This window comes from Micromonospora sp. NPDC049240, assembly GCF_040647835.1.
In the GTDB taxonomy this organism is placed as follows: domain Bacteria; phylum Actinomycetota; class Actinomycetes; order Mycobacteriales; family Micromonosporaceae; genus Micromonospora.
The window spans coordinates 1-1,204 of record NZ_JBEZCX010000026.1; the positions used below are offsets into that span (position 1 = coordinate 1).

At 73.6% G+C, this 1,204-nt stretch carries 1 protein-coding gene; it reads right to left on the reverse strand.

Annotated elements, in window-relative coordinates:
* Window positions 1-19 precede the first annotated feature (19 nt).
* Window positions 20-1,204: hypothetical protein (locus AB0B02_RS28755; RefSeq protein WP_357305521.1), on the reverse strand; the 1,185-nt coding region annotated here is incomplete at its 5' end.

Here is a 1,204-nt window from a genome sequence, read left to right on the forward strand (position 1 = left end):
TACATTCCGAACCCGGAAGCTAAGCCCTCCAGCGCCGATGGTACTGCACTCGGGAGGGTGTGGGAGAGTAGGACACCGCCGGACAATCTTCCAGTCGAGGGCCGCCCCATGAGGGTCGGCCCTCGACTGCGTTAGCGTTTCTGGCGGAAACGCCATCAGGAAGGATGCACCTGTGAGCTCTGGACCCCAGGGCGGGGACCGCCCCCGTCGCTACGAGGATCGCGCCGACCGTGGCGAGGGGCGCGGCGACGCCCGCCGCGATGATCGCCCCTCGTACCGGGGCGGTCGCGACGACCGCGCCGGCGGCACCCGTGGTGGTGACCGTCGTGAGGGCGGTTTCCGGCGTGACGACCGTGCCGGTGGTGCGCCGAGCGGCGACCGCCGTGAGGGCGGTTTCCGGGGCGGCGAGCGCTCCGGTGGCTTCCGTGGCGGGGACCGTCGCGAGGGCGGTTTCCGGCGTGACGACCGTGCCGGTGGTGCGCCGAGCGGCGACCGCCGTGAGGGTGGCTTCCGTGGCGGTGAGCGCTCGGGTGGTTTCCGGGGCGGCGACCGTGACGGTGGCTTCCGCAGTGGGGACCGTCGTGAGGGTGGCTTCCGCGGTGGCGACCGTGACGGTGGTTTCCGGGGCGGGGACCGCCGCGAGGGCGGCTTCCGGCGCGATGATCGTTCCGGTGGTGCGCCGAGCGGGGACCGTCGTGACGGTGGTTTCCGGGGTGGGGACCGTCGCGAGGGTGGTTTCCGGGGCGGCGACCGTGACGGTGGCTTCCGCGGTGGGGACCGTCGTGAGGGTGGCTTCCGCGGTGGCGACCGTGACGGTGGTTTCCGGGGCGGGGAGCGCCGCGAGGGCGGCTTCCGGCGCGATGATCGTTCCGGTGGTGCGCCGAGCGGGGACCGTCGTGAGGGCGGTTTCCGCCGTGACGATCGTGCCGGTGGTGCGCCGAGCGGTGACCGTCGTGACGGCGGTTTCCGGGGTGGGGACCGTCGCGAGGGCGGTTTCCGTGGCGGTGAGCGCTCGGGTGGTTTCCGGGGCGGCGACCGTGACGGTGGCTTCCGCGGTGGGGACCGTCGTGAGGGTGGCTTCCGCCGTGACGATCGTGCCGGTGGTGCGCCGAGCGGCGACCGCCGTGACGGCGGCTTCCGAGGCGGCGAGCGTCGCGAGGGTGGCTTCCGAGGCAGTGACCGTGAGGGTGGTTTCCGGGGCGGC